General features: G+C 61.5%; 18 protein-coding genes. 10 read left to right on the top strand and 8 right to left on the bottom strand.

Annotation, left to right across the window (positions count from 1 at the left end; translation table 11 throughout):
• Positions 1-89: 89 nt before the first annotated feature.
• Positions 90-845: a GntR family transcriptional regulator gene (locus QCE49_RS21180; RefSeq protein WP_250457224.1), complete on the top strand. Its 756-nt coding sequence runs from the start codon at positions 90-92 to the stop codon at positions 843-845.
• A gap of 78 nt (positions 846-923) precedes the next feature.
• On the top strand, positions 924-1286 hold the full coding sequence (locus QCE49_RS21175; protein ID WP_250457222.1) for a hypothetical protein: 363 nt from the start codon (positions 924-926) through the stop codon (positions 1284-1286).
• A 12-nt stretch (positions 1287-1298) separates the two neighbouring features.
• On the opposite strand, the gene QCE49_RS21170 is transcribed toward QCE49_RS21175, so the two are convergent.
• Positions 1299-1466 carry a hypothetical protein gene (locus tag QCE49_RS21170; RefSeq protein ID WP_250457220.1) on the bottom strand — a complete coding sequence of 56 codons (168 nt, stop codon included), beginning with the start codon at positions 1464-1466 and terminating at the stop codon, positions 1299-1301.
• A gap of 160 nt (positions 1467-1626) precedes the next feature.
• On the opposite strand from QCE49_RS21170, the gene QCE49_RS21165 reads away from it, so the two are divergent.
• Both QCE49_RS21165 and QCE49_RS21160 read left to right on the top strand, forming a co-directional pair.
• Positions 1627-2550, top strand: coding sequence for a DNA-3-methyladenine glycosylase (locus tag QCE49_RS21165; RefSeq protein ID WP_250457218.1), 924 nt, complete (start codon positions 1627-1629; stop codon positions 2548-2550).
• 193 nt (positions 2551-2743) lie between these two features.
• Positions 2744-4714: an MFS transporter gene (locus tag QCE49_RS21160; protein ID WP_008347821.1), complete on the top strand. Its 1971-nt coding sequence runs from the start codon at positions 2744-2746 to the stop codon at positions 4712-4714.
• Positions 4715-4719: 5 nt separating this feature from the next.
• Here QCE49_RS21160 and QCE49_RS21155 read toward each other — a convergent pair whose 3' ends face one another.
• Positions 4720-5829 (bottom strand): peptidyl-alpha-hydroxyglycine alpha-amidating lyase family protein, encoded by a 1110-nt coding sequence (locus QCE49_RS21155; RefSeq protein ID WP_284508347.1) that lies wholly within the window; start codon positions 5827-5829, stop codon positions 4720-4722.
• Positions 5830-5974: 145 nt separating this feature from the next.
• Between QCE49_RS21155 and QCE49_RS21150 the strand changes: the two genes are divergently transcribed.
• Both QCE49_RS21150 and QCE49_RS21145 read left to right on the top strand, forming a co-directional pair.
• Positions 5975-6400, top strand: coding sequence for a hypothetical protein (locus QCE49_RS21150; protein WP_008347819.1), 426 nt, complete (start codon positions 5975-5977; stop codon positions 6398-6400).
• A 63-nt stretch (positions 6401-6463) separates the two neighbouring features.
• Complete coding sequence (locus tag QCE49_RS21145; protein WP_250457215.1) at positions 6464-7018, top strand: TetR family transcriptional regulator; 555 nt, start codon at positions 6464-6466, stop codon at positions 7016-7018.
• Position 7019: 1 nt separating this feature from the next.
• Here the strand turns inward: QCE49_RS21145 and QCE49_RS21140 are convergent, their stop codons facing one another.
• Complete coding sequence (locus QCE49_RS21140) at positions 7020-7973, bottom strand: D-2-hydroxyacid dehydrogenase family protein (RefSeq protein WP_175980662.1); 954 nt, start codon at positions 7971-7973, stop codon at positions 7020-7022.
• Positions 7974-8307: 334 nt separating this feature from the next.
• Between QCE49_RS21140 and QCE49_RS21135 the strand changes: the two genes are divergently transcribed.
• From QCE49_RS21135 to QCE49_RS21125, 3 genes are all read left to right on the top strand, one after another.
• A complete protein-coding gene (locus QCE49_RS21135; RefSeq protein ID WP_309806408.1) occupies positions 8308-9288 on the top strand; it encodes a hypothetical protein in 981 nt (326 codons plus the stop codon).
• Between the two features lie 171 nt (positions 9289-9459).
• Positions 9460-10800, top strand: coding sequence for a TAXI family TRAP transporter solute-binding subunit (locus tag QCE49_RS21130; protein ID WP_409017370.1), 1341 nt, complete (start codon positions 9460-9462; stop codon positions 10798-10800).
• A gap of 27 nt (positions 10801-10827) precedes the next feature.
• Positions 10828-12384, top strand: coding sequence for a phospholipase D family protein (locus tag QCE49_RS21125; RefSeq protein WP_250457209.1), 1557 nt, complete (start codon positions 10828-10830; stop codon positions 12382-12384).
• Between the two features lie 6 nt (positions 12385-12390).
• On the opposite strand, the gene QCE49_RS21120 is transcribed toward QCE49_RS21125, so the two are convergent.
• The 4 genes from QCE49_RS21120 to QCE49_RS21105 form a co-directional block, all read right to left on the bottom strand.
• On the bottom strand, positions 12391-13368 hold the full coding sequence (locus QCE49_RS21120; RefSeq protein WP_250457208.1) for an aldo/keto reductase: 978 nt from the start codon (positions 13366-13368) through the stop codon (positions 12391-12393).
• A 115-nt stretch (positions 13369-13483) separates the two neighbouring features.
• Entirely contained in the window at positions 13484-14380 is an 897-nt protein-coding gene (locus tag QCE49_RS21115; protein ID WP_008347810.1) for a transglutaminase family protein, read from the bottom strand.
• Positions 14377-17001 carry a circularly permuted type 2 ATP-grasp protein gene (locus tag QCE49_RS21110; RefSeq protein WP_175980652.1) on the bottom strand — a complete coding sequence of 875 codons (2625 nt, stop codon included), beginning with the start codon at positions 16999-17001 and terminating at the stop codon, positions 14377-14379. Before QCE49_RS21110 ends, QCE49_RS21115 begins: the two co-directional genes overlap by 4 nt.
• 37 nt (positions 17002-17038) lie before the next feature.
• A complete protein-coding gene (locus QCE49_RS21105; protein WP_250457207.1) occupies positions 17039-20473 on the bottom strand; it encodes a transglutaminase family protein in 3435 nt (1144 codons plus the stop codon).
• Positions 20474-20638: 165 nt separating this feature from the next.
• On the opposite strand from QCE49_RS21105, the gene QCE49_RS21100 reads away from it, so the two are divergent.
• Positions 20639-21709 carry a putative zinc-binding metallopeptidase gene (locus tag QCE49_RS21100; protein WP_175980648.1) on the top strand — a complete coding sequence of 357 codons (1071 nt, stop codon included), beginning with the start codon at positions 20639-20641 and terminating at the stop codon, positions 21707-21709.
• 10 nt (positions 21710-21719) lie between these two features.
• Here the strand turns inward: QCE49_RS21100 and QCE49_RS21095 are convergent, their stop codons facing one another.
• Positions 21720-22715, bottom strand: coding sequence for an alpha-E domain-containing protein (locus QCE49_RS21095; RefSeq protein WP_250436408.1), 996 nt, complete (start codon positions 22713-22715; stop codon positions 21720-21722).
• Between the last annotated feature and the right edge of the window lie 54 nt (positions 22716-22769).

Below are 22769 nucleotides of genomic sequence, written 5' to 3'. Positions count from 1 at the left end.
ATAGGCCGAACGGCCTAGGGATAACCCGCTGGCGGTTTTTTCCGCTGACACTGCGTTAAAATTGCCGCAAATAGATTGCGAGGTATTGAATGCAAAATCCCGATTTACCCGAGGTGCACGTTTCGTCCTCGCTCCCGAAGCTAGAGCGCCTGCGTCTGCACGACACCGTCGTCGATCACTTGCGCGGCTTCATCGTCGAAGGCTTGCTTGCTCCCGGCGTCAAGCTCAACGAGCGCAAGCTGTGTGAGACGCTCGGCATTTCGCGCACGCCGCTGCGCGAGGCGTTGAAGGTGCTCGCGGCCGAAGGGCTGATCGAGATTTCGCCGAACCGGGGCGCGTCGGTATCGCAGATGAGCGAGTTCGAGATTCGCGAGATGTTCGAATTGATGAGCGGGCTGGAGGCGTTCTCAGGCGAACTCGCGTGCGAGCGCATCACGCCGCTGGAGATCGCCGAGATCAAGGCGCTGCATTACGCGATGCTCTCGTGCCGCGCGCAGAACGATCTCTCCGGCTACTACAGCCGCAACCAGGCCATCCACGACAAGATCAACGAAGCGGCGCGCAATACGGCCTTGCGTCAGACCTACGTATCGATCAACCGGCGTCTCATGGCATTGCGCTTTCGTTCGAATTTCCAGACACCGAAGTGGGACAGCGCGATTCGCGATCACGAAGAAATGATCGAAGCGCTCGAAACGCGCGATAGCCGACGCATGGGCGAGATCCTGCGCAAGCATTTGCTCTCCAAGCGCGATGCGGTGCTCGCGGAGCGCACGTTGACGACGGTGAAGCCGGCGCCATCGAGAAAGCGCTCAACGGCCAAGCCGACGCCGGACGGGCGGTAGCGAATAGAACGGTCGCGTGATTTCGCGGAAGGTAAGGTATGGCGCGAAGGGCGTCAGAGCCTACCATCGGGGAAAACGATGACCAAGATTCGAGGGGCATGCATCGCACTCGGCGCGACGTTCGTCATCACGAGCATTACTTTCTATCTCTCGACGGACTTCGACACTGCCCAAGCGGGAATGGACCGCGAGACCGTCGACTGTCTAACACGCGGACTCACGCGTGACGAGAAAGTCCGCATCGCCCGACTCACCACGGCGCACGACCGCGAAGGGCTTGATGCGATCTACGGCGATGTGCTCGCGCGCTGCGTCGTGCGCTCCGATCAGTGGGAGCGTCGCCCGCAACTGCTCACGAGCGCGCGCCAGATTCTTTCCCACGATCCCGAATTCAGACAGATGCTCAACGCGAGCACGATGGAACTGGCGACGCGCCGCTGATCGGCGCATCGATCACGCCGTCAGTCCGGTACCCGAGCCGATTTGGACTTCGGCGCGCGTGTTCGCGGCATGGGCGCTCAGCACGGCGATCTCACGCTGCGTGAAGTGCGTGACCGGCGCGATGGCCGCGAGCGCAGCGGTGATGACGATGGCGACGATGCTGATCGAGATGACGTTCATGTTCGGCTCCTTCGGTTGGCTGAGATGGACTAGCTGCTGTCGATGTGAGGCATTGTCGTCGCCGAGGGTTAGCGAAGAATGAGCTTGGCGCCGCGACGGGCATCCGGTTCGCCGGAGTAACATTCGCATTCATTCGACCATCGCGCATTCGGCATTCAAAATGCATTCGACCATCAGCACATCGACCGCCACGCTCGAGCTGCCCTTCAAGCGGCCTTTCGACTGGACGCGGATGCTGAAATTTATCGGCGGTCGCGCGTCGGCGGGCGTCGAGTCGGTCGAGGACGGCGTGTATCGGCGCGCGATCGAATGGCAAGGCGCCGAGGGCACCGTCGAAGTCCGGCCGCATGAACGCAGGCATCGGCTCGTCGTGAATGTCGAGGGTGCGGTGGCGCAGCACGCCGGCGACCTCGCCGCGCCCCTCGCGCGCATGTTCGATCTGCACGCCGATCCGCACGAAATCGCTCGCTGTCTCGCCGGCGATCCGGTGCTCGCCCCGCTCGTCGAAGCCGCGCCCGGCCTGCGCGTGCCGGGTGCGTGGTCCGGCTTCGAACTTGTGGTGCGGACCATCGTCGGGCAGCAGGTGAGCGTCAAAGGCGCGTCGACGATCATGAACCGCATCGTGCAGCGCGCGGGCAAAAAGATCGAAGGCCATCCGCATGAGGGCACCGGGTGGCGCTTTCCGACGCCCGCCGAACTCGCCGCAGCGGATCTGGAGAAGATCGGCATGCCGACCAAGCGCATCGAGACCGTGCAGCGTTTCGCGCACGCGGTCGCAACCGGCGCGCTTCCTCTCGATGAACCCGGCGCCGATCCCGAACGCGTGAAACGAGACATGCTCGCCATGCCAGGCATCGGACCGTGGACCGTCGGCTATGTCGCGATGCGTGCGCTGCGCGATCCCGACGCCTGGCCCGAAGCCGATCTCGTCCTGATGCAGGCGATCGCGCGCCGCGACCCATCGCTTGTGAAGCCCGCCCAGCAGCGCGCGCGTACCGAACGCTGGCGGCCCTGGAGAGCGTATGCGGCGATGCATCTGTGGAACGGCGTGGCAATGGAAACAGGACTTGCACACGGCGGCTGAACTCTCGGGCATGCAATCGACCGCTGTTGCATCCTGCATTCGGCATCATGCATGCAAAGTGCAAACACGGCGCCGATCATTTCGCACTATTGTCTAAAAAATGAACTAATCTGCTTCGAGCGGCCGGGCCGCTGCCGAAGCCGCAAAGCCGTGTACGTGAAAAGCGCTGACGAACCGTCATCGGGAGACGCTCATGGACGCATCATCGCAAACGACGCCCGCGCCCGAACTGCCGACAGCGCCGCGCGTGCAGAAGATCGTCGTCGCGATACACGGCATCGGCAATCAGTTGCACAGTGACACGGTGCGCTCGGTCGCGAGCCAGTTCGGCGCGCGTTATGACCCGCCGCTTCCCGTGATGCCACTCGGCTACTTCGATATCGCGGGCGTCGGCGAAGTCGACGTGCGCCAGCTCGATCTGCCGCCGGGCGGTCCCTATACCGCGGAGCAACGCGACTTCTATTCGGCGCTCGGTTTCGCGGAAGTGTATTGGGCCGACATTCCGCGCGAAGTCGTGAAGCAGGACGACACGCTCGAAGAGAGCAAGGCGTGGGGACTGTCGATCGTGAGTCGCGCGCAAGCGACCTACATGCTCAACGTCGATGAACGCAAGCTCGAACCCGCGGACTTTTCGCTCGCGTCGGGCGTCGTCGAAGAGATCGTCGAAACGGTGGCCGTCATGCAAAGCCTGCTCGCGGTGACGGAGAAAGCCGGCATTTTCAAGTTCGATCTCGCGCCGATGCTGCGCGATTATGTCGGCGACGTGCAGCTCGTCGCGGATTTCAGGCAGCATCGAGAGACCATCGTCTTTCGCTTTCATCGTGTGATGGAGCGGCTTGTCGCGCTCGCCACCGCGCGTTGTCAGTGTGCGCCCGAGGTGTATATCGTCGCGCATAGCGAAGGGACCGTGATCAGTTTTCTCGGCATCCTGCAGGCGCTATCGAGACCGACCGTCATCGACCCGAAGGACGGCAAGCAGATCATCGGTACTGACTGGGTGCAGAGTCTGCGTGGCTTCATGACCATCGGCTCGCCGATCGACAAGCACATCCTTTTATGGCCGAAGCTATGGGAAGGCATGGCGCTAAGGAGCGAACGCAAGGGCGATGCCGTCACGCAGATCGAGCGTCCAGGCGGCCCGATCACGCTGCCTTCACGCATCAGGTGGCGCAACTATTATGACTTCGGCGATCCCGTCGGCTTCGCACTCGATACGGCGCGCGCCTATCTCGGTCGTCATGGTTGTCTCGCATTCGAATTCGAGCCGGTGCATGACATTGGCTTTTCGCGCTACTGGCTGCCGGGGAAAGCGCACACCGATTACTGGACCGACGGCGATGTCTTCGGCCACTTCATCGAGAACGTCGTGCTCGACCGAAGCACCGCGAAAACCCCTCAAAACAGGCATTTTCGCGGCATCGTGAGCACGGCAATTCCTTATCTTCTGAGCTTCGCGCTGCATCTGCTCGCGGTGTTCTTCATCTATAAAGCTGTCACCGCAACTTCCGATTCGGGCGCGGGCGGCACGAGCACCGCGCCCGAATTCATCTATCTCACGCGCTCGGTGTTCGCGCTCGCCTGCCTTTTGATGGGAACGACGGTTGCCGCACGCCTTCCGCGTCTCGTCAAGGCGCGAGGCACAAATCGCACGGCCGCATGGCTGCGTTGGCGCATCGTCGCGCTACTGTCGTTCGTCGCGGGTGCGCTGATCTTCTGGTTCGTGCTGTTGAGCGGCGTGGCGGCTTTTCTCGCGAGCCCGTTCGCCGATATCCTGCATCGCGATAGCGCCGATCCTGTCGTCGGCAAGGCGGTCTTCGTACTTGCGGGCCTCGTCTGCGCAATAAGCGGCTGGCTCGCGCCGCGCAAACCGCACTGGGGACGGCGTATTCTCGTCGCGCTCGGCACGCTGATGATGGTGCTGATCGTGGGCGTCAGACTATGGGGCGATCTCGCGGGCAAACCCTTGTGGCCCGTCGTGCTTGGTGGCGCTTTCTTTCTCTATGCGTGGTGGCTCGCGATCCTGATCTTCGATCTCGCATTCGTGTGGCATCGCTATGTGCGCAATTCCGTCGCGCTCGATACGTTGCGCGCGTGGCGCGAAGATCGATGCGACGCGCAGCCCAAGCCCATTATGTCGATGCGATCGAAGCCCTCGAAGCAGTGATGCGATCACCCATGCAGTAGGAGCTTCTGCACGCGCCAATTGAGCAACTCCGCGACGAACAAAGTGCCTTCTGAAGGACACGCCATTTCATGAATCCATCCGAACTGCTTCAATTGCTTGCCGGATCGTCCGAGTACGCCGAGCAATTTTCCGTCGAGCGATAACTTGTAAATCCGGCCGGGAAACGCATCGGCGGAATACAGCACTTGATTCGGCCCCGGCGAAATGCAAATGGCCCAAGGTGAACCCGGCGCAAATGTTCCCGCTGCTATCGCCGCTTCGTCGGGCATGTTGCCGATAGCCGGACGCGCATCGGGCGGCACGGGTACATCGATCGTGAATTGCCGCTGAAAATTGCCTTCGCGGTCGAATACCTGAATGCGCCGGTTGCTTCGATCGGCGACATAGACAAGCCCGTTTCTATCGACAGCAATGCTATGCGGCGTATGGAATTGCCCCGGCTCCTTCCCGCGCTCGCCCCACGACTTGAGCCAGTTGCCGTCCTTGTCGACCTTCGCGACGCGCGAGTTGATGTATCCGTCGCTGATATAGGTATTTCCCGATGCGTCCCACGCGACGTCGGTGACTTGCCGGAAACGCCCCGGCTCCGAAGGCAGCGGCGGATTCGGATGCTTGAGCGGCGCAGTCTCTTCGTCCGACGCTTCCTGCTTGCGACCGAACACCATCGCGACGCGGCCTTCAGGCGTGAACTTGATGATCATGTCCGAGCCCTTGTCCGTTACCCAGACATTGTCTTGCCGATCTACTTTCACAGTATGGGCGAACGACCAGGCATAAAGGTTATGGCCGATTTCGCGCACGAAGCGTCCATTGCGATCGAATTCGAGCAGTTGCGCGGCGGCGGCGCCATAAGCGGGACCCGTGCTATTGCCGCGGGATAACACGAAGATATGCCCGGCCGAATTCAACGCCACGCCCGAGCATTCGCCGAAGTACATATCGCGAGGCAGGCGTACAGGGTCGGGGACGGAATCGTAGGCGATGGACGGTACGTCGTTATCGGCGTATGCGAGATGCGGAAAGAGCGCGAGCGCGGCGGCGCTTTGACCCGCGAGCGCAAGAAAGCGGCGGCGGCTTGCGGCGTTCGGCGCCATGTCGCAACATGGGCAATAGATCGAATGTCGAAGACTCACTGTTACTCTCCTCTTGTTCGATTCGCGATGCGAGAGGAAGTGTAGTGCATGAACTGCATTATTCACACGCGAAGTTATCAATAGCTTTCAACATGAAAAGGGCGTTATGACCGAATCCTTGCAATATCAAGTTCGAATCCGTCTCGCGCCCGAGTATGCGATGCTGGCGCGTCGAGATCCGGCAAACGAAAAGCTCGCGGCGATCAATGCGCTGCTGATCGAACACGACGCTCAATTGAAATGCCAGTACGACGCCTTCGTGGATTACGTCGCGCAGGCCGAAAGGGATGGCATCGAGCACTATCCGCTTTATCGGTGGACACGCGAAACCATCGAAAACCCGGCTAAAAAAGCGAAATATCTCGAAGCGTTCACGCTCTACGTGAATGGCGACGAAGTCTATGACAAGGCACTCGCCGATGCGCTCGAAGCCGATCTTCGATCGCTCGCGAGCGCTGCGATCACCGATATCCGCAAGTTCGACACGAACCCCGCGCATAATCCGCAACCACCGTCGTATGACAATTCATAAGGTTGACGCCGTGCATCGCCCGCGCTAAGGTTTGGTAATTCAACCAAACGTGGATCGCGCCCTGTGCAGGATCGTCGACAGACCATACTCGAAGCCGCCCTTGCCACTCTGCGCGAAGAAGGTTATTCGGGCTTCACGCAACCGCGCGTCGCTGCACGCGCGGGTCTGCGCCAGAGTCATCTGACTTATTATTTCCCCACGCGCCTCGCGTTGATCGAAGCTGTCGCGCGTACGGCCATCGATGGCCAGCTCGCCGCCGTCGATGCCTTCGCGGGCGAAGCATCGCCCAAGATCACAGCTGCATCGATCGCCAATGTCGCGATGCGCCACGAAAACACGCGCGTATTGATGGCGCTCGCGCAAGCCGCCGACGAAGAGCCAACCATTCGCAGCCTCTTTCGCGAGCTCGCGGAAGGCGTCGCGGTACGCATCACGCGCATGCTCGAAGCAATGGGTCTCGCCGTCACGAAAGAACATGTGTCGATGGTGCATGCGCTTGTCGTCGGGCTTGCGGTCATCGATCTCGCGATGGGCCGCGCGGATGGCAAGCGCCGCGCGAGCGCCGCGATCGAAACGTTGTTCTCGCTTCTGCCATCCGACAAATCGGACGCGTCGTGATTCAACCCTGACGCGCATCGAGCCATTCGACGATATTGCGCACCGTATCGCCATAAAACGTGCGATACAACTCTTCCGCCACATAGCCGATATGCGGCGTCGCGAGCACGTTCGGCAGTGAACGCAGCACGTCGTTCGCAGCGAGCGGCTCTTCATCGTAGACGTCGATTGCCGCGCCCGCGAGCTTGCCCGACTTCAACGCATCGACGAGCGCGGCGCTATCGACGATCGGTCCGCGCGACGTGTTGACGATGCGGCTCGTCGGCTTCATCTGCGCAAATTCCCGCGCACCGACGAGATGATGCGTGCGCTCGCTGAGGCGAACATGAATCGAGAGCACGTCGGAGGTCTTGAAGAGCGTGTCCTTGTCCACTAGTTGCACGCCCTTTTCTTCCGCGCGCTCACGTGTGAGGTTCTGGCTCCACGCGACCACGTTCATGCGAAAGGCGCGGCCGATCACGCCGACGGCCGACCCTACGCGACCGAGACCGAGCAAGCCGAGTGTCTTGCCCGCGAGTTCGGTGCCGAGCGCAATCTGCCAGCCGCCCTCCTTGAGCGAGCGATTCTCGGCGGGGATGTTGCGCATCATCGAGAGAATGAGCGCCCACGTGAATTCGATCGTCGGTGTGGACGTATAGCCCGTATGCCGCACTTCGACGCCGCGTTCGGATGCGGCATCGAGATCGATCGATGCATTCGCCGCGCCCGTCGATGCAATCAGCTTAAGGTTAGGCAGGCTCTCGATGATGTCGCGCGAGAACGGCGTGCGTTCGCGCATCGCGCAGACAACATCGAAGGGGCGCAGACGTTCGAGCAACGCGCCGCGCTCCGCGATGTGATCGTTGAACACCGTAATTTCAGCGCGAGCCTCGAGCGGCGACCAGTCGGCCATCGAGAGCGCGATGTTCTGATAATCGTCGAGAACGGCGACTTTGATCGGAGTAGATGTGGCCATGATGATTTCGATTGTTATGACGATTAAGCCGGACGGCAGCAGCAAGTGTGACGCAATGCGCGAAATCGTGTTGCGCGCGCACTTCGCAAAGTTATTGGAAATGCTGCAAAAGCCCGTGCCATAAGGCATAGCACGATGCCATCAGCCATGACATGGCGTGAAATAAGTTACCGCGGGACTTCGCAAGACCGTTTCTCTATAGTCACTTCCGTCGCCACTCGAAACGCAACGTGGCCTAAGGAACCGAGAAGGACATCCCGTGAAAAACAGATCGACTTTCGCTTCAAACGCCCACGTTGCGTTCGCCTCCGACGCGCCCTCAAGCAAGCGCCGCGTGCGCAAGTTGCTCGTCGTCGCGGCGGCCGCCGCGCTTACGCTGTGCAGCAGCTCCGCCTTCGCGGGCTGGGCGCGTGGCGGCACGGCCTACACCGGTCGCGGCGAATATCAGGGCGCGCACGTCGGCTCGTGCGGCGGCGGCAGTTGCTCGCATGCGGGCGGCGTCGAGAATCCATGGGGCCGCGTCGGCACCAACTCCGGAACCGTTACGCGTACCGCGCCGGGCCAGTTCTCCAACTCCGGCACCGCATACGGCCCGAACGGCCGCTCGGTGCAACATGCGGGCGACACGAGCTGCGCGGGCGGCAGTTGCTCGCACACCGGCAGCGCGACCGGCCCGAACGGCAAGAGCGCCACCGGCAGCGATACCGTGACGCGTACTGCGCCCGGCCAATACTCGTCATCGGGATCGGTGACGGGACCGAACGGCAACACGTCGACGCACTCAGCATCGACGAATTGCGCGGGCTACACCTGCAATCGCTCGGGCACGGTCAACACGGCCAACGGCGGCACCGTCACGCATTCAGGCAGCGCGACGAGCGTCGCGCCGGGCGTGGTCACGACGTCGGGCACCGCGACGGTCTCGAACGGGTCGCATAGCACGACGGTAGTCGGCGGCGGCACGGTGACGTCGAGCACGACGGTGGTCGCGACGGCGCCGGTCGTCACCGGAACGACCGTCGTCGCTGCGCCCGTGATCGTGCCGCCGCCCCCGCCGCCTGCGACGACCGTGGTGGTCGCACCGCCCCCGGCTTCGTCGACGGTCGTCGTCACGCCGCCTCCGCCGCCGCCCGCCAAGACGGTGGTCGTCGCTCCGCCACCGGCCAAGACCGTGTACGTCGCGCCCGCGCCGGCTCCAGTCAGGACGGTGTATGTCGCGCCGCCCGCGAAGACCGTCTACGTGGTCCCGCATCGCGCGGTCCTGATTCCGGGCCACTGGGTCGGCAGGTTCTGGATTCCCGCACACTGGGCTTGATCGAGGATCGATTGAAAGCGAAGGCCGGCCGCATGCGAGCCGGCCTTGTCGTTTTGACCGCGCCGCGCGTTACACTGCGAAGCAACGCCGCTTCCGACATAGGCACGACATGCTCGATGTCTTTCCAGTCACGCAAGCAGTCACGAACGCACGCTCATGACGAGGCATCGCATGAAACGCCCGCATCTGCCTCGCGATCATGCGAAAGGCGTCCTGCATGACATCACATGGACGGCCGGTCCTGTCTTGCTGGTCATTGCGATCGTCGTCGCGCTCGTCTACTGGCTCGTCGATCCGGCGCCGCCCAAAACCATCACGATGAGCGCGGGTCAACCCGACAGCTCGTTCTACGTCATCTCGCAGGAATACGCGAAACTGCTCGCGCGTAACGGCATCACGCTGAAGGTGCTGCCTTCGGATGGCTCCGTGCAAAATCTCGAACGCTTGCTCGATCCGAAGCAGCACGTCGACCTCGCGCTCGTGCAAGGCGGGATCGCGACGAAGGAACAGGCATCGCAACTGATGTCGCTCGGCAGCGTGTCGTATGTGCCGCTTGTCGTGTTCTATCGAGGCAAGGGTCTCACCCTCCTCTCGCAACTGGAAGGCAAGCGCATCGCGATAGGCCGCGAAGGCAGCGGCACGCGCACGCTGTCGCTCAAGCTGCTGGAAGCGAACGGCATCTATCCTGGCGGCGACACGCAGCTTCTTCCGAGCGACGGCCTGCAAGCCGCGACGCAACTCGTCAGCAACGAGGCCGACGCAGTGTTTCTCTCCGGCGATTCCGCAACGCGCGGCCTGATGTTGCGCCTCTTGCGCGTGCCCGGCATCTCGGTGATGGACTTCAAGGAATCGGGCGCCTATACGCGTCTTTTTCCCTATCTCGACGATATCGAATTGCCGCCCGGTGTGCTCGATCTCGGCCGCCGCATCCCGCCGGAGACCGTGCATCTGATCAGCCCCACGGTCGAACTCGTCGCGCGGCCAAGCCTGCATCCGGCGCTATCGGACTTGCTCATCGAAGCCGCGCAGGAAGTGCACGGCTCTGCCGGTCTGCTGCAACGCGCGGGGCAATTTCCGAGTCCCGTCGCGCATGAGTATCCGATCAACGAAGACGCGAGCCGCTATTACCGCTCGGGCAAGAGCTTCCTCTATCGCACGCTGCCGTTCTGGCTCGCGAATATCGCGGACCGCGCCCTTGTGCTGTTGCTCCCGGTCGCCGTGCTCATCTTTCCTGCGCTGCGGCTCGTGCCCGCGCTGTATCGCTGGCGCGTGCGCTCGCGCATCTATCGCTATTACGGGGCGCTGATCGCGGTGGAACGCGGCGCGATGCGCGTCACCAGCGAAGACGAACGGCGGGCGCTCGTCATCGAACTCGATTACATCGAGGAATCGCTCGATACGCTCAAGCTGCCGCTCGCCTACGCCGATGCACTCTATGTGCTGCGCGAGCATGTCAGCTTCGTGCGCGCGCGTTTGAACGAAAATTCGCGGAAGGAAAAGAACATGGCATAGTACGGACTCCGTAATTGAGGTCACGCAATGAAACTTCGCACTTGGATCGCCTTTGCTTTGACACTGTTGATGAGCGCATGCGCGAGCCTTCCGCCGCAGACAGGACGCGTGCAAACGCATGCACTGGCCGACACCGCGAACACGCGCCTCGGCACGACCTTCGCAGCGAGCGAAGCGGCGCATCCCGGCGACAATGCGTTTCATTTGCTAGCGAACGGCATGGACGCGCTCATCGCGCGCGTGATTCTGAGTGAAGCCGCGGAGCGCACGCTCGACCTCCAGTACTACATCTGGCACGACGATCTGACTGGCCGCGAAATGGCCGCATCGATCATGCGCGCCGCCGATCGCGGCGTGCGCGTGCGCCTCCTGCTCGACGACCTCGGCACCAATGCGGACGATCAGTTCCTGCTCGCGCTCGCTTCGCATCCGAACGTGCAGGTGCGGCTTTTCAATCCCGTATCGAATCGCACGTTCAAGAAGCTAGGCTCCGCGATCGAGTTCTTTCGCGTGAATCGGCGGATGCATAACAAGGCGCTCATCGCCGATAACCAGGCCGCGATTCTCGGCGGACGGAATATCGGCGACGAATACTTCGGCGCGTCGAGCACGGTCGCGTTCGGCGATCTCGATGTGCTCGTGCATGGCCCCGTCGTGCGCGACGTATCGAGCGCATTCGACCTGTACTGGAACTCGGATGCAGCCTATCCGATCGATAACCTGATGCGACGTCACGCCGACCCCGGCGCGCTCGCCGGTTATCGCCAGAAGCTCGACACGTATTTGTTGTCGGAACAGAGTTCGCCCTATGTCGCGCAAGTTCGCGAGCGTTACACCAAAGTTATCGAGGCGCACGACACGGCTTTTTCGTGGGGCAAGGCCACGCTTCTGTATGACGATCCCGCAAAGATCACGCGCGCGCCCGGCGACAGCGAAGGCCATCTGATGTCGCAATTCAAGGCGTTGGATTTCGAACCCGCGCGGGAAATGCTGATCGTGTCGCCATACTTCGTCCCGCGCAAGGAAGGCGTGCGATGGCTGCAATCGATGACATCGCGTGGCGTGCGTGTCACCGTGCTCACGAATTCTCTCGCCGCCACCGATGTCGCCGCGGTGCATGCGGGCTATCAGCGCTATCGAAAGGATATGCTCGAAGCCGGCGTGAGGCTATATGAGCTGAAGCCCGTTGCATCGAGCGACGCCGACAAGACCGCGAAGAAAACGACATTCGGATCGTCGAAGGCGTCGCTCCATGCGAAGACATATGTGTTTGATCGCAAGCGCATCTTCATCGGCTCGATGAATCTCGATCCGCGTTCCGTTGAGTTGAACACGGAAATCGGCGTCTATTGCGAAAGCGCGGATGCGGCCGAGTATGTGGCTGACGGCATCGGCACGAACATCGATCACATTGCGTGGCGCGTCGAATTGCACGATGACGGCAACGGCGGCAAACGCATGGTTTGGATCGACACCGACGCAAACGGCAACACGACCGAACTCGATAGCGAGCCGGACGTGTCTGCGCTCAAACGCGCAGGGATCTGGATGCTCGGGATCTTGCCGATCGAATCGCAGTTATGATTCGCGTCATTTGAAACCGGACACGGCATGCGGCACATACGGTGCTTCGAGTTGCGCGATCTCGTCCGCCGTGAGATTCAGCGATAAGGCCGCGACCGCATCGCTCACATGTCCCGGTTTCGATGCACCGATGATCGGCGCGCTCACTGGCGCCTTCTGCGCAACCCACGCGAGCGCCACTTGCGCACGCGGCACCCCGCGCGCCTTCGCGACTGCAGCCACGGCTTCGACGACCGCGCGATCGGCATCGTCGGTGCGATACAGCGTGCTGCCGAAGGTATCCGATTCCTGACGCGCGCTCGTCGCGTCCCATTCGCGCGTGAGACGGCCGCGCGCAAGCGGACTCCAGGGCAACACGCCGATGCCCTGATCCCTGCAAAGCGGCATCATCTCGCGCTCTTCCTCGCGATACAGCAGATTCAAATGATTCTGCATCGTTTTGAACTCGGTCCATCCGTTCGCGCGAGAGGTATAGAGCGCTTTGCTGAACTGCCACGCATACATCGACGATGCGCCGATATAACGCGCCTTGCCCGCCTTCACGACATCATGTAGTGCTTCGAGCGTTTCCTCAATCGGCGTCGTGTAATCCCATCGATGAATCTGATAGAGATCGACGTAATCGGTCCCGAGCCGCTTCAGGCTGTTATCGATTTCGTTGAAGATCGCCTTGCGCGAGAGCCCCGCGCCATTCGCACCGGGGCGCATGCGGTTGAATACCTTCGTCGCGATGACGATGTCGTCGCGCTTCGTGAAATCGCGCAGCGCACGTCCGACGATTTCCTCCGACGTGCCGTCCGAGTAAGTATTGGCCGTGTCGAAGAAATTGATGCCCGCGTCCAATGCTTCCTTGATGAGCGGACGGCTCTTTTCCTCATCGAGCGTCCAGGGATGCGTGCCACGATCGGGCGCGCCGTAGGTCATGCAACCAAGACAGAGCCGCGACACCTCGAGACCGGTCGAGCCCAGTTTCACGTATTCCATCGTGCGAATCTCCTTGCAAAGCGAAAGGCATGCGCTAAAGCCTGCGCATGGCGACGAAAGCCCTAAACATTAACGCAGTATGGGATCGCGTGCTTTCTTTGCATGGACATGCACCTTATAACGCCAGCACATTCACCGCCACATCCACATGGTGCGCGCCTCCGCCGAGAATCATCCCGCGCAGCAACGACACATCGCTGTAATCGCGCCCCGTCGCGAGCGTCACATGGTCGAGGTCCGCGAGCACATCATTGGTCGGATCGAGGTCGATCCATCCGCTTTGCGGACAATGCACCGACACCCACGCATGCGAAGCATCGGCGCCGATCAACCTCGGGTGCCCCGGCGGCGGATCGTTGCGCAGATAGCCGCTCACATAACGAGCAGGCAATCCAAGCGCACGCAGGCAGCCGATCATCACTTGCGAGAAGTCCTGACACACGCCATGACGCAATTCGAACGCACGCGATGCGGGCGTATCGAACGCAGTCGCAGACGGTTTGTAGTCGAAGTCCGCATGAATGCGATGCATCAGATCGATGGCGCCCGCGACGAGCGGCGTGCCCTTATCGAAGCTCGCTTGCGCATACGCGCGCAATGCATGATCGAGCGAGATATTGGGCGACGCATAACAGAATTCGCTTTCCGGATAGAACGAACCACTCGCGCTGTAGCGCAAGCGATCCGCGACATCTTCCCAAGGCGGCGTCGCTTCGGCATCGAGCGCATCCCAGCGCGGCGTAAGCCGGACCGTGGTTTCGCTCGTCATCGAAAGCCGTTCGTGCGGCGCATCGAGCGAGAAGTACAACACGTCATTGCCGAATGCATCGACGCGGCTATGCACATAAGACGGTACCGGATCGATGCGCTCGGTATGCGAGATAACCTGCTGCCAGGGGCAATGCAGCGGACGGATCGTCGCCAGGTGCTGCGCGATTTCGACGGGCGTCGAGTATCGATAGGTGGTCCGATGCGTGACCGCGAGCACGGTATCGTTCAGGCCAAGGCTCATGACGACACCTGTGCGGCAAGCGTATTCGCGTGACTGAAGTAGCGCGCGCTGACTTCGTTCGATGCCGCGCTGACCGACGCAACGAGCCGGTCGCATACCGCGATCAGCGCATCGTGACGGCCATCGGCCCGCGTTTCGCAAAGCGCGGTGAGATCGGGCAACGCATCGGCGTGAACGAGAAGATCAGCGAAACGTGTCGCTTGTGCGCGGCGTGCGCCACCGGCTGCGGCAGCGATCTCATCGAGCTTCGTACGCAAGCGCGAGTACACCCCATAGAGTCCGCGCGGATTGGTTTGATCGACGACGATGAGATCGATCAACGCCGGCACTTCGAGTCTTCCCGGATAAAGCGAGCGATACGTGAGCGTGCTGTCGAAGAGTTGCAAGAGAAGATCGAAGCCCGCGGGCGACGCGAGCGTGCCCCGCTCGGCGACGACATGCAGGATCGTAGCCATCGTCGATACGCGTTCGATATGTCTTCCGATGAAGAGCAGCCGCCATGCTTCATCACGCGTCATGCGATCGCCTTGCGCGCCGCTGATTGCGGACAATTGCGTCGCAAGATGTTCGAGCGCACCTGCAAGCATCACGCGATCGTAATCGCGGCCGATGCGAACCGTGCCTTCATCTGCCTTATCGCTCGGCGAGAGACGCGCGAGCGCATCACGAAAGTCGTTGCGCGATGCGAGGATCGTGCGCCAGTGGTCCGTCGAAAGCCGGTCGCGAATTTCGCCACATGCGCGCGCCTGATCCGCGAGATTGTCGCCGATGCTCGTCGCTTTGCTCGATTCCGGCAAGCCCGCGACGAGCACACGTTCGAACGCTTGCGGCGTGCTGCGCGCGAGCGTTTCGCCCGATGGGATGAGTCCGCATTGCGATGCGAGTTCAGTGAGCGTCGGAAAGAGTTCTTCAGCATCGTTGCCATCGAGCATGCCGAGCAGAAGGCGGCACAAGCGCACGTTGTTTTCCGCGCGCTCGCCATAACGACCCGCCCAGAAAAGATTCTCCGCGGCTCGGCTCGACACGATCCGATGCTTGCGCAGCTCGCCCGGCTTCATCGGCGTCGGTTGCAACGACACGGCGCTGCCGGGCTGGCTCGACATCACCCATGTATCGACGCTGCTGCCGCCGAACTGCATGGACACGGTCGCGCGCTTGTCGGCCGCGAGCCGCGTGAAGCCGCCTGGCATCACGCTCCAGCTTCCGTCGATGTTGGCGATCGCATAGGCGCGCAGCACACATGGACGCGAGCCGAGCGCGCCATCATGAAAGCGCGGCGCCGTGGAGAACGGCAGATTCTCCTGCACCGTGAAGACATCCGGCGCGCGTTCGATGCGTTCGCGCCATGCCGAAAGCGCCTGCACGCCCGCATCGATGCCCGGTGCGTGATCGGCCTGCGCGCCAGGCCATGTCGGCGCGATGAGCGCGTGATCGAGGCGCTCGAATACTTCGGACCGCGCGGCTTCTTCGCCGCACCACCATGTCGGCACCGTCGGCAATTCCAGGGTTTCATCCAGCAAGGCTTGCGCAATGCCCGGCAAAAACGCGTTGAGCGCGGGGGATTCCGTGAAGCCCGCGCCCGGCACGTTCGACACCATCACATTGCCCGCACGCATGACCTGCAGCAAGCCGGGCACGCCGATGGTGGAGTCCGCGCGCAATTCGACGGGATCGCAGAATGCATCGTCAAGACGCCGTATCACTGCGTGCACGCGCGACAGGCCGGCAAGCGTCTTCAGATAGAGCTTGTCGTGCCGCACCGTGAGGTCCTTGCCTTCGACGAGCGTCACGCCCAGATATCGCGCGAGAAACACATGCTCGAAGTAAGTCTCGCTGAATGGGCCGGGACTCAGCAACGCGATATGCGGCGCATCGTTCGATGCATCGCTGCGGCCGTCGTCGTCATCGTGCATCGTCGCGCGAGCCGCTTGCGCGATCGTCGCGATGAGTTGCGAATAGGTCGCCGCGAGACGGCTCACATGCATCGCGCGAAAGGGATCGGCGAAGAGGCTCGAGACGATCAATCTGTTTTCGAGCGCATAACCCAAACCGGAAGGCACTTCGGTGCGATGCGCGATGACCGTCCACGAGCCGGATGGCGCGCGCGCGAGATCGACAGCGACGATCTGCAGAAAGCGGCCGCACGGCGGCATGAAACCCTTCACCGCGCGCAAGTAGCCGGGATGCCCGAAGACGAGCGCGCCCGGCAGCAGGCCGCGATGCAGCAATGTCTGCGGACCATAGACATCCGCGACGATCGCTTCCATCAAGCGCGCGCGTTGCGCAACGCCGCGCTCGATCAGCGCCCACTCTTCTTCATCGATGATGAGCGGCAGGAGATCGAGCGACCACGCACGCGGCTTGCCGTTATCGGCATACACGTTGTACGTGATGTCGTTGTCGCGCACCTGCTGCGCGACGGCGGCGACGCCATCGTCGAGCCGCTCGATGCCCTGCTCGCCGAGCAATTCGAAAAACTGACGCCAGGGCTCACGCAACTGGCCTGCCGCGTCGCGCAATTCGTCCCAATGCCCTTCGCGCGCGGGCAGCGTGCGCAGCAGCGCGAGCGCATCGATGCGGGCCGAGGCGATGTCGAAAGGCAAGGTCGATTGATAGGCCAATGTCGTCTCTGTTCTTTATTCGAATGATGATTGCACTTCAACGATAGCGCAGGTCGAGCGTGAACGGGAATTCGAGGCTGCGTTCGCGGGCTTCGACACGCATCGCACCGGGCGTGTGTCCTGTCGCGAAGAAGCGTGCGCGCCTGCGGCTTTCGGCTTCATAGGCGTTGACCGGGAAGGTTTGATAGTTGCGTCCGCCCGGATGCGCGACGTGGTACTGACATCCGCCGATCGCGCGTCCGGTCCATGTATCGACGATATCGAAGGTAAGCGGCGCATGTACGTCGATGGTCGGATGCAGGGATGCGGCTTGCGACCACGCGCGAAAGCGCACGCCGGCCACGTATTCGCTTACGCGCCCTGTAGGTTGCAGCGGCAGCGTCTCGCCATTGACAGTTACGACATGCCGATTGCCATTCAGGCCGAGCACGCGCACTTCGAGACGTTCGACGGATGAATCGACGAAACGCACCGTGCCGCCGATCGCGCCCTCTTCGCCCATGACGTGCCACGGTTCGAGTGCATTGCGGATCGTGAGCGCGATGCCGTTCGTATCGTATGCGCCGACGAGTGGGAAGCGGAACTCGAAATGCGGCGCGAACCAGCTTCGCTCGAATGCGAAGCCCGCTTCGCGCAACTCGCTGAGCACGTCGTCGAAATCCATTTGCACGAAAGTGCCGAGCATGAACCGGTCATGCAGTTCGGTGCCCCAGCGCGTGAGTCGCGCGGTATAGGGCGCGTTCCAAAATCGTGCAACGAGCGCGCGCAACAACAGTTGTTGCACGAGACTCATGCGCGCGTGCGGCGGCATTTCGAAGCCGCGCAGTTCGAGCAGGCCGAGCCGGCCAGTGGGTCCGTCGGGCGAATACAGCTTGTCGATGCAAAACTCCGCGCGGTGCGTGTTGCCCGTTACGTCGATCAGGATGTTGCGCAAAATGCGGTCGATAAGCCACGGCGGCACAGTGGCATTGCCGCGTCCGCCGAGCATATCGAGTTGTCTTTGCAGTTCGGCGAACGCGATCTCGAGTTCATAGACCTGATCGTTGCGTGCTTCGTCGACGCGCGGCGCCTGACTCGTCGGACCGATAAAAAGCCCTGAAAACAGCATCGACAGCGATGGATGGTTATGCCAGTACGCGATCAGGCTCGCAAGCAGATCGGGGCGACGAAGGAATGGACTGTCGGCGGGTGTCGCACCGCCAAGCACGAAGTGATTGCCGCCGCCGGTGCCGGTGTGCCGGCCATCGAGCATGAATTTCTCGGGGCTTAAATACGACTCGTGCGCCGCGTTGTACAAGAACTCCGTGTGTTCGACAAGATCGTTCCAGTTCGCAGCCGGATGAATGTTCACCTCGATCACGCCCGGATCCGGCGTCACCTGGAGCATCTTGAGACGCGCATCGCGCGGCGGCGGATAGCCTTCGACAATGACCGGAATCTTCAGATCGGAAGCCGTGGCTTCGATGGCCGCAAGCAGATCGAGATAGTCGTCGAGTTCGGTGAGCGGCGGCATGAAGACATGCATCAGCTTGTTGCCGTTGCCGAGCTTTTCGAGGGCGTCGGCTTCCGCTTTCGGACCGGCCGCGCGCGCGGGGTCACGCGCTTCCACGCACACAGCGGTCCGCGCGATCCAGCCAGCCGACTCGCCGCGTTGCGGGACGCGCTCCCGCGACGGACCCGTTGCCATCGCATTCCGCATTCCGACCGCATCGGCATTTTGCATACGCGATTCATTATCCAAATCCGCATATTGCATGCGTAATTCAGTCGCGGTGCGCAATGGCGTCGACGGCGCGAACGGATCGTGCGCGTGTTGCCACGGATAATCGCCTTCCGAAACCCACGGCAGCGAGTCGAGCGGCAAGCGGTAGCCCATCGGCGAATCGCCCGGAATCAGGTACATGCGCTCGTCGCGGAAGAACCACGGACCGCTGGTCCAGCGGCCCGGCTGCATCGTGGGGGCGTCTTCGCGCGAAATCGGCAGCGCGTAGCCCGTAATCGACGGAAGTCCTGCATCGAACACGCGCCGCAGCCGGGCGCGCTCGAGTTCGTCGTCCAGACGCGAGTCGAAAGGATCGACGTTCACCGGCAAGCGGCGTTCGCGCCACAGGTAGTACCACGTATCCTCGTAGGCGGGTTGAATGTATTTTGAATCCAAAGACAACTTGCCAGAGAGATGACGAATGAAGCGCGCGGCGTCATCCGATGTGTAAGACGCGGGCTGCCGCTCGTCCGCAAAAAGCGACGGATCGTGCCAGCACGGTTCGCCATCCGCGCGCCAGAAAAGCGACAGCGCCCAGCGCGGCAATTGCTCGCCCGGATACCACTTGCCCTGTCCGATGTGCAGGAAGCCGCTTGCGCCGTACTGCGCGCGCAGCTTGTCCATCAGCGAAACGGCGTAGGCGCGCTTCGTCGGGCCCAGCGCATCGGTGTTCCATTCCGGTTCATCGCGATCGCGAACCGAAACATAAGTCGGCTCGCCACCCATGGTGAGACGCACATCGGATGCATTCAATCGCGCATCCACCTGCTCGCCCATACGCAGCACCGCGTTCCAGTCTTCCTCGCTATAAGGCTTCGTCACGCGCGGCGTTTCGAGCACGCGCTCGATCGACATCGCATGAACGAATTCGACTTCGCATTTGTCAATCGCGCCAGAGACCGGTGCCGCACTGTCCGGCTCCGGCGTGCACGCGACCGGAATATGTCCTTCGCCGGCGAGCAGGCCGGAAGTAGGATCGAAGCCTATCCAGCCCGCTCCAGGCAGGAACACTTCGCACCACGCATGCAGGTCGGTGAAGTCCACTTCGGTGCCGCTCGGGCCATCGAGCGATTTGGTATCCGGTGCGAGCTGCAACAGATAGCCCGATACGAAGCGCGCCGCCAGCCCGAGATGACGCAGCGTTTCCACAAGCAGCCAGCCCGAATCCCGGCACGAACCCGCCGCGCTTTCAAGCGTTTCCTCGGGCGTCTGCACGCCCGGCTCCATGCGGATCAGATAGCGAATCTCGTGGGATAGCCTTTGATTCAATTCGACGAGAAAATCGATCGTCGCGCGCGGGGAGCGATCGATACTTTCGACAAATGCGGCAAAGCGCGGAGTCGGCTCACGCTTGACCATGTAAGGCGCGAGATCATGCAGCAATTCTGGCGCATAGCTGAATGGAAACTTTTCGGCGGCCGGTTCGAGAAAAAAGTCGAACGGGTTATAGACGGCCATTTCCGCAACGAGATCGACCGTTACCTTGAATTCGCGCGTTTTCTCGGGGAAAACCAGTCGCGCCTGATAGTTCGCGAACGCGTCCTGCTGCCAGTTGATGAAATGATCCTCTGGCTCAACACGCATCGAATACGACACGATCGGCGTCCGGCAATGGGGCGCAGGCCGCAAGCGCACGACTTGCGGCGAAAGACCGACGAGCCGGTCATAGCGATAGTGCGTGACATGGTTCAACGCGACACGAATGGACACACCGGACTCCTTTGCTCAATTGACGCCGCGCACGCAAGCCGCGCTGCAACGCGTTTTTCTGCTTGTCATGGAAAAAACGGTCTGACTACGGCACGATGTTTGCGACTGCTTCGCCGATAGCGCGCACACCGAACCTCGCGCAATAACACTTCCGCCGACCACACGATGAAGACCTTTCACTGCAATCGCTGCAACCAGCTCGTGTTCTTCGAGAACACGCATTGCGAAAACTGCGGCGCGCGGCTCGGCTATGTGCCCGAGATCAGTCAGATCAGCGCCTTCGAAGAAAACGGGGACGGTCGCTGGCGCAGCCTGCATCCGCTCGCCAAAGATCTCCTCTATCGGCCGTGCCATAACTACGTGGTCGAAAATGTCTGCAACTGGGTCGTTCCTGCGCCCGACGTCGATCCGACCGACCCGCTGTGCTGCTCGTGCCAATTGACGAGCACCATTCCCAACCTCTCGAATCCGGAAAACCGCGTCTACTGGTATCGCATCGAAGCCGCGAAGCGCCGCCTGCTGTACACGTTTTCCGAGTTGGGCCTGCCCGTGAAGTCGCGTCAGGAAGATCCCGAGCGCGGCCTCGAATTCCAGTTTCTCGAAGCCGATGCGCAAGGCCATGGCGTAATGACGGGCCATAACAACGGCATCATCACGCTCAACATCGCTGAAGCTGACGATGCTCATCGCGAGAAAACGCGCTCTGCGCTTCACGAGCCGTATCGCACCTTGCTCGGTCATTTCCGTCATGAATCCGGGCATTACTTCTTTGATCGCCTGATCGCGGACACCGCTCGCATCGCACCGTTTCGCACTGCATTCGGCGACGAACAAGCCGACTACGCCGCCGCACTCGACCGCCATTACCAGGAAGGTCCGCCCGCTCAATGGGAAGACAACTTCATCAGTGCCTACGCCACGATGCATCCGTGGGAAGACTGGGCGGAGACCTGGGCGCATTATCTGCATATCGTCGACACGCTCGATACCGCCGTATCGTGCGGCCTCGTGCTCGTGCCCGATAGTCCGCACGAGCCGACGCTTACCGATCAGACGCCCGTCGACGAAACCACGTTTGATAACCTCATGAAACGCTGGTTTCCACTCACTTATGTCCTGAATAGCCTGAATCGCAGCCTCGGCATGCCCGACGGCTATCCGTTCACGCTCGCGCCGCCTGTCATCGACAAGCTCCGCTTCGTGCATCGTGTCGTCGCGGCGGCGGCCAAGCGCTGAACGCACGCGCTCAGCCTTTGCTTTGCGACTGCGACTGCGTTTGCGATTGCATCGGCGGTTCCGGCGCGATCGGCAACAGAAAGTCGCGGCTCACACGGCCTGCGAGATCGTTCACGCGCGCGAGGAAATCCACGAGATAGGCGTGCAATCCGCCTTTCAGGATGTCGACGATGCGCCCGTTCTTCAGTTCCGAACTCAATTGCGCGGCGAGCCTCGCCGCTTCCGTATCCCGCCCTTTCGTCACGTGGCCGATCAACTGCTCCACTTCTGCGATGCTCGCTGCAAGGGAACGCGGCCAGTCGCCATAAAGAATCAGCAGCCCCGCCACGCGTTCGGGCGTAATGACATCGCGATAAACGCGGCGATACACCTCAAAACCCGATACCGAACCGAGCACCGCCACCCAATGGTGATAATCGAACGGCTGTGCGGAAGTATCCGCGCGCTGTTCCATCATTTCAAACTTGACGTCGAGAATGCGCGCTGTATTGTCCGCCCGTTCGATGAAAGTGCCGAGACGCATGAAATAGAACGCATCGTCCTTTACGAGCGTGCCGAGCTGCACGCCGCGCGAAAGATGCGAGCGGAACTTCACCCATTCGAAGAACGTATAGGGTTCGCGCTCGAGAATGCCGTCGGCAAGCATGCGCTGACAGTCGAGCCACGTCGTGTTGAGCGATTCCCATAACTCGCTGTTGGTCGAACTGCGCACGGCCCGCGCATTTTCGCGTGCAGCACGCAAACAACTGACGATGGACGAAGGATTCGACAGATCGCGCGCCATGAAGTCGATCACGTCGCGGCTTTTCATGCCGTGATGCGCGGCTGAATAAATTCCGCTCAATTCCGATATCGACAACATCGCGCGCCATCCCAGTTCCGCATACTCATCGGACTGCGGCAAAAGCGAGAGCTGATAGTTCGCATCGAGCATCCGGGCGGTGTTTTCGGCGCGTTCGGTATAGCGCGCCATCCAGAAGAGATGATCCGCGGTACGGCTCAGCATGGGTGATCCCGGTTGTTTGTCGTTGTCTTTGGTGACGCAGCGCTTTATTTATGA

The sequence above is a fragment of the Caballeronia sp. LZ008 genome (genome assembly GCF_031451435.1).
GTDB classification, from domain to species: Bacteria; Pseudomonadota; Gammaproteobacteria; order Burkholderiales; family Burkholderiaceae; genus Caballeronia; species Caballeronia zhejiangensis.
Note: the sequence above shows the minus strand (reverse complement) of the source record. Positions and strands in the feature narration are given on the sequence as shown.

Excerpts from the sequence above, each read along its gene's own strand:
- QCE49_RS21095 (WP_250436408.1), bottom strand. The coding sequence starts at position 22,715 with ATGCTGAGCCGTACCGCGGATCATCTCTTCTGGATGGCGCGCTATACC.
- QCE49_RS21140 (WP_175980662.1), bottom strand. The coding sequence starts at position 7,973 with ATGGCCACATCTACTCCGATCAAAGTCGCCGTTCTCGACGATTATCAG.
- QCE49_RS21130 (WP_409017370.1), top strand. The coding sequence starts at position 9,460 with ATGAAACGCCCGCATCTGCCTCGCGATCATGCGAAAGGCGTCCTGCAT.
- QCE49_RS21180 (WP_250457224.1), top strand. The coding sequence starts at position 90 with ATGCAAAATCCCGATTTACCCGAGGTGCACGTTTCGTCCTCGCTCCCG.
- QCE49_RS21125 (WP_250457209.1), top strand. The coding sequence starts at position 10,828 with ATGAAACTTCGCACTTGGATCGCCTTTGCTTTGACACTGTTGATGAGC.
- QCE49_RS21120 (WP_250457208.1), bottom strand. The coding sequence starts at position 13,368 with ATGGAATACGTGAAACTGGGCTCGACCGGTCTCGAGGTGTCGCGGCTC.
- QCE49_RS21165 (WP_250457218.1), top strand. The coding sequence starts at position 1,627 with ATGCATTCGACCATCAGCACATCGACCGCCACGCTCGAGCTGCCCTTC.
- QCE49_RS21115 (WP_008347810.1), bottom strand. The coding sequence starts at position 14,380 with ATGAGCCTTGGCCTGAACGATACCGTGCTCGCGGTCACGCATCGGACC.
- QCE49_RS21160 (WP_008347821.1), top strand. The coding sequence starts at position 2,744 with ATGGACGCATCATCGCAAACGACGCCCGCGCCCGAACTGCCGACAGCG.
- QCE49_RS21150 (WP_008347819.1), top strand. The coding sequence starts at position 5,975 with ATGACCGAATCCTTGCAATATCAAGTTCGAATCCGTCTCGCGCCCGAG.
- QCE49_RS21175 (WP_250457222.1), top strand. The coding sequence starts at position 924 with ATGACCAAGATTCGAGGGGCATGCATCGCACTCGGCGCGACGTTCGTC.
- QCE49_RS21155 (WP_284508347.1), bottom strand. The coding sequence starts at position 5,829 with ATGGCGCCGAACGCCGCAAGCCGCCGCCGCTTTCTTGCGCTCGCGGGT.
- QCE49_RS21100 (WP_175980648.1), top strand. The coding sequence starts at position 20,639 with ATGAAGACCTTTCACTGCAATCGCTGCAACCAGCTCGTGTTCTTCGAG.
- QCE49_RS21170 (WP_250457220.1), bottom strand. The coding sequence starts at position 1,466 with ATGAACGTCATCTCGATCAGCATCGTCGCCATCGTCATCACCGCTGCG.